We start from the raw sequence: 5,557 nt of genomic DNA on the forward strand, positions 1-5,557 counted from the left end.
TCATAGGCGCCGCGCTGTACCAGGAATCGCGAACCGGCAACGCAGGATTGGCCGGCGGCCACAAACGCCGCGAATGCTGCTCCTTCTGCCGCTACGGTCGGGTCGATGTCGTCGAAGACCACGATCGGCGTCTTGCCGCCCAGTTCGGCGGTGACGCGGGCGAATCGCGGCGCTGCTGCGACCGCCGCCGCCCGGCCGGCCTCGGTGCCGCCGGTCAGCGTGATCTTCGCGACGTCGGGGTGAGCTGTCATCCGCTTCCCGGCGTCTGGCCCACCAGTGACGACGGTGACGACACCGTCGGGCAGACCTGCCTGTGTCAGGAGGTCGGCTAAGGCCAACGTGGTCAGCGGCGTCATCTCCGATGGTTTGACAACGACGGTGTTGCCGTTGGCCAGAGCAGGGGCCAAGCTGCGGGCGAGGATGAGCATCGGATGATTGAACGGCGTGATGATGCCGCATACGCCGAGCGGCAGGCGCTGCTGGTAAGTCAGATACGGTCCGTCTCCGGGCAGTACCGCCAGGCGTTGCGCGGCCAGTAGCCCCGCGTTATAGCGAAACCATTCCGGTACGCGCGACAACTGGGCCCTGGTCTCGGTGATCGGCCGGCCGTTGTTGCGCGCCTCCAGTTGGTACAGCTGTTCGGCCCCCGCTTCGACGGCGTCAGCGATACGCAGCAGCAACCTGGCACGTGCCGTTCGCGGTAGCTGCGGCCACGGTCCGCTATCGAACGCCGCCCGCGCCTTGCCGACCGCGACGTCGACCTCGTCGCCGAACTGCTCGGGTACGGCTGCGATGACCTCGCCGGTGGCAGGGTTGATGATGTCGCGCTGGGTGGCGGCGGAATTCATTGGCGGCCTTGTCTTTCTAACTGACGGGATGTCGGCGCGGCTTGTAGCAAGCCAGACACTTGCGTTCCCCAATCACGCCAACGTCGATGCGAGGAAGTTGAAGACGGTCTGATGAAGCTGATACATTGCACCTTCGTGGCAATGCGCTCCTGCGCCGTCGGCGCTGCGCAGTACGACGTGTTTGTGTGGTGCCTGCAGTTGCTGCGCTAAGGCCGCAGCCTGTCCCGCGAAGACCTTGTCATCTTCGCCTTCCAGAATGAGGACAGGCGTTTGGATACTGCGAATCATCTCTTCGCTCAGGGTGTAGTCCACGGTTTTGCGAACGTAGTCCGCGGCGGAGCTGACGCCATACACCCAGACGCCATTTTGCAGACCCCAGCGGGCATTCGTGTCATTCCGGGCCATTTCGTCGAGCAGCGGCAGCGCTTCGTCATCCCGGTTCTGCTCGATCAAATTCAGCGTCGTCTTGGGAATCGGCGGGTAGGAGGCGTAGAAGGTGGTCAAGCCGTCGTTGCAGACGATGGCCGCTGACCGATGATCGTGCGCGGCGTAACGCGCTACCAGATAGCCACCGAGGCTGTAGCCGAAGTGAATGATCTTGCTGTCATCGATCTCTGGGGTGGTCAGCGCGAAATCGACCACGGGACCGAGAACATTTTCCCAATCGGCGCGGTAGGGCACATTGCGTTCCCGGATCATCGCCCCTTGCCCGGGCCCGTCGTAAGCCAGGAAGTTGTAGCCGCGCCGCAACGCGGCGGCACCGATGACGAAATAGCCTTCCTCCGCAGTCGAATCGAAGCCGTTTGTGTAGATCACCGTCGGTCGTGGTTGCCCGCTGTTGTCGACCAGGTACAGATAGCCCGGCAGGTCTGTATCCGCGAATGGAATCAGGACTTCCGAGAACGGGCCGTCCAGTAGCTTGCTGCCCTGCACCAGATACCGTTTGGACAACCGAGATAGCTCGAGGACCCGAGGATCGTGAAGCGGATCTTCGCGGCAGTAAAATTCCGCGGACCGGTAATAGGCAGAAGCCCGCAGGAACGCCTCCCGCGCACTGACGGTGTCTCCGCAAGAAAGAGAGTCCTCGCCACGCTTGGCGATGCGCTCAGCGGTTGCTCGCCACTCGTTCGTCCATCCCTCTTCGTCTCCTTCGGAGATCCGGGACGTCGTTGCGATGACTTCACCGATATCGGCGCCGGCGTCACCGGCGAATCCGGCAGCGCGCAACGTCTCGAACTTGAACGCCTCGTCTTTGAAAATGAACTCCATGGGCTGCGCCCTTTCCGCCACGCCTGGCATGGTGCCCGCGTCGGCTCATCGACACCCCGATTGTCCGGCGCAACCAAAACCCGGGCATCAGTCAAGCGACTGATGACGGCTCAGCGGATCATGCCGTTGAGTAAACGGCAGGGTCGGGCGAGCACACCATTGGCGCCGCGCGCAGTGCCACGAACGGAGCAGCAGATGACTCGCGGATGCGACGCGACGGACGAGACCCCGCGCGAGGTGGTGTTGGACCCCGCGATCACCAAACTGCTGGCCGCCATGTCGACGCCGCCGACCCTGCAGCAACTCGGCCCGCACGACGGTCGCGCAGCGCTGCGGGAAGCTCAGCGAGATAGCACCGCCGTCAGAGACACCAACGCCGAATTCCTCACCTGCCCGGCCGGGCCGAGCGGATTGACCGGGTTCTGGCGGATCCGGCCCGGCGGACTCAGCGGTCGACTGCCCGGCGTGGTGTATCTGCACGGGGGCCGGTGGATGTTCGGCGATGCCGATACGCACGCTCACATCATCGACGAGATGGCACAGCACTGCCGGGCATGCCTCATTGTTCCCGAATACACGCGCACCCCGGAGGCGCGATATCCGGTGGCTCTCGAGGAATGCTACGCGGTAATGACCTGGGTGTACCGCCACGCCGACGACCTCGGGATCGACCCCAGAAACCTTGCGATAGCGGGCGATTGCGTGGGCGCGACGCTCGCGATCGCCGTGTGCCTGCTGGCCAAGTCTCGCGGTGGCCCGCGCCTGCGTGCCCAACTGCTTTACTACCCGCCCACCGACGCGTCCTGCAGCAGCGGGTCGTACGACATTTTCGCCGAAGGGTTCCTGCTCACCCGTGACGAACTGCGCTGGTACTGGGATCAGTACTGCGATGATGACGGCGGCGTTGCCACGGTGTCACCGCGGTACGCCACAACCGACGAGCTGGCCGGGCTACCCCCGACGATGGTCATCACCGCCGAAGCCGATGTGGTGCGCGACGAAGGAGCGGCGTTCGCCGCGAAACTGCGCGCGGCCGGCGTCCCGGTCACCTCGATCCGCTATTTAGGCACCATCCATGACTTCGTAGCGCTGCGCCAGCTCAGCAACACCCCACCCACCCGTGCGGCGCTGGCGCAAGGCGTGTGGTTTCTCAGCACGGCGCTGCACCGATAATGGGACAATACGCCGCATGGCGCTCGCCACACCCAGCACGGGCACCCATCTCGCGTTTCGCCTCGTTGGACGCTCCGACCTGCGGCGCCTCACCACCGCCGTCGCTCGGCGCACCGGCGGGGCGCCGGGAGCGCTGTTTCTGGTCGGCGAGGCGGGAATCGGTAAGTCGACACTGTTGCTCGACGCCATCAGCGCCGCATCCCGAGACGGCATCCGGGTACTGTTCAGCGCCGGAAGCCAACCCGACCTGCTGCCAGAGTATGCGTCGCTGACCGAACTCCTCTGGCCGATAATCGATTTCGCCGACGCGCTTGCCCCAGGACTACGCGACACGATCTTCGATGTACTAGGGGTCAACGCTCAACCCGCGCCACGCGGACCGGTGATCATCCGTCAAGCACTGCTGGCCTTGCTCAAGGCCGCCGCCGCCGAACAGCCATTGCTACTCGCCGTCGACGACATCGACGCGGTGGACCGCGACTCGCGCGAGGTGCTTACCGCTGCCGTTCGCTGGCTAGTCGACGCCCCGGTGTCAGCGCTGATGACCGCGCGCCGTCGAGACACGCTGCCAGGAATCGACGCGTCGACCGCGGTCCTTGAAGTGCCGCCGCTGACCGACCGCGACGCCAGCGATCTGCTTGAGGCTCAATCTCCGCCCCCGCACCCCAGCGTTCGCGGCGAGATCATTCGCTGGTCCGGGGGCAACCCACTGGCTTTGATCGAAATCGCGCGCGTATACGGCCGCACCGGGGCCACCGCGTTCCGCGCAAACACCATGCCCGGCTATAGCGGCGCGCATTCAATGTTTTCGCTGCAATTAGCCGCCCTCGGCACCGACACCCGCAAGCTCTTGCTCTACGCCGCGGCAGGTGCCGGCTACGAAACGATCGACACCATCACCCAAGCCGCCGGCTATAACACCGATTTCTCGCGGTGGCAGTCGGCGCAGACCGCCGGCCTGGTGAGCTTCACTACCGACAGGCGGATCACGTTTTGCCATCCACTGCTACGCACCTTGGCCTACACCGAAGCCAGCCTGACCCAGCAACGCGAGGCACACCTGGCGCTGGCCGAGTCACCATTGCTCGACACCTCTTGCCGCGCTTGGCATTTAGCCGCCGCAGCGTCAGTCCCGGACGAGACCATTGCGGCGGCTCTGGAGCAGTCAGCGCACCTCTCCCAGCGTCGCGGCGGCTATCTACAGGTGGCCCGGGCGATGCACCGGGCCGCCGAATTAAGCCCCCATCCTGATGACGCCGCGCGTCGATACGCTGAGGCGGCAGCCGCAGCGAACTTCGGCGGCGACCCGGCGTGGGCGCTCATTCTCAGCCAGCACGCGTCTCTGTTGGCCGCCGACACCGACATCATCGGACATGCGTCGCTGACCCGAGCTTCGATTCAACTGCAATCGGCGCAGCCAATCGAGGCTTTCGACCTGGTCCGCCGCTGCCTCGACCACGCAACACCGCCCATCGGTCGACTTGCGCTGGCCTTGACCTACCTGGGCGCCTCGGCGTCGTACTACTCCGGAGACATCACCCACCGCAGGGCACTACCAGGATGGCTCGACCGCGTGCGCGACACCGACGACAGCGCCAACGGAATGCCCTCCGACGATTTCCTCACATTCCCGCTGGGCGCCACCGCCCTGCAACGCGCCTACATAGGCATGTACGCCGCTACCGCGGCCTCCAACACCCGCCCCACCGGATTCGACAAGCGCTGGCTCACCCCGCAGTCCTCGGCTCTGGAACCCTTTCGGCATCTCGTGGTCGGCGTGATGGCCGCGGTGACCGAGGAAACCGCACTGGCGGCACAACTACTCACTGAGGCAGTCGACTCCCTGAAAGCCTCCGGAGGGCTGCGCGGCTTCACCTACGCCATCGCCCCGTTGGCGTGGGCCCTGCTCGACAGCGGGCGCTGGGACCAGCTCGACGAACTACTCGACGCCGCGGCCGATCTGTGCGCCATCCACGAGCTCAAATTGCTTGACGGCGAAACCACAACCTGTCGAGCACAACTGCTGGCCTACCGCGGTGACATCGAGGCAGCCGCGCAGGCACTCCGCGCTGCCGGTGCGAACGCCACCAGCGCGACGTCATCTCCCACCCGGGCGGCACTGACGCGGGCCGCCGGGTGGAACGCGATCGCCGCCGGCGACTTCGACGGCGCCTACCTACACCTGCGCGAACAATTTCATCCCGACGGGACGCCCACTCACTTTGTCGTCTCGGACCGCGCCGTCGCCGACCTGGCGTGGGCGGCCG

Annotated in this window: 4 protein-coding genes; 2 read left to right on the forward strand and 2 right to left on the reverse strand. The window is 65.4% G+C overall.

Annotation, left to right across the window (positions count from 1 at the left end; genetic code table 11):
- Together WA317_RS20415 and WA317_RS20420 are read right to left on the reverse strand one after the other, a co-directional pair.
- Positions 1-848, reverse strand: an 848-nt coding sequence (locus tag WA317_RS20415; protein WP_425174757.1) for an aldehyde dehydrogenase family protein, incomplete at its 3' end; no start/stop codon positions are given.
- Positions 849-920: 72 nt separating this feature from the next.
- Positions 921-2,117: an alpha/beta fold hydrolase gene (locus tag WA317_RS20420; protein WP_425174758.1), complete on the reverse strand. Its 1,197-nt coding sequence runs from the start codon at positions 2,115-2,117 to the stop codon at positions 921-923.
- Positions 2,118-2,312: 195 nt separating this feature from the next.
- On the opposite strand from WA317_RS20420, the gene WA317_RS20425 reads away from it, so the two are divergent.
- Together WA317_RS20425 and WA317_RS20430 are read left to right on the forward strand one after the other, a co-directional pair.
- Positions 2,313-3,290 carry an alpha/beta hydrolase gene (locus tag WA317_RS20425; protein WP_425174759.1) on the forward strand — a complete coding sequence of 326 codons (978 nt, stop codon included), beginning with the start codon at positions 2,313-2,315 and terminating at the stop codon, positions 3,288-3,290.
- A gap of 16 nt (positions 3,291-3,306) precedes the next feature.
- Positions 3,307-5,557: AAA family ATPase (locus WA317_RS20430; protein WP_425174760.1), on the forward strand; the 2,251-nt coding region annotated here is incomplete at its 3' end.

It is taken from the genome of Mycobacterium sp. (genome assembly GCF_049802695.1).
Classification (GTDB): Bacteria; Actinomycetota; Actinomycetes; order Mycobacteriales; family Mycobacteriaceae; genus Mycobacterium.

Coding starts and splice junctions, on each gene's coding strand:
- WA317_RS20420 (WP_425174758.1), bottom strand. CDS start 2,117: ATGGAGTTCATTTTCAAAGACGAGGCGTTCAAGTTCGAGACGTTGCGC.
- WA317_RS20425 (WP_425174759.1), top strand. CDS start 2,313: ATGACTCGCGGATGCGACGCGACGGACGAGACCCCGCGCGAGGTGGTG.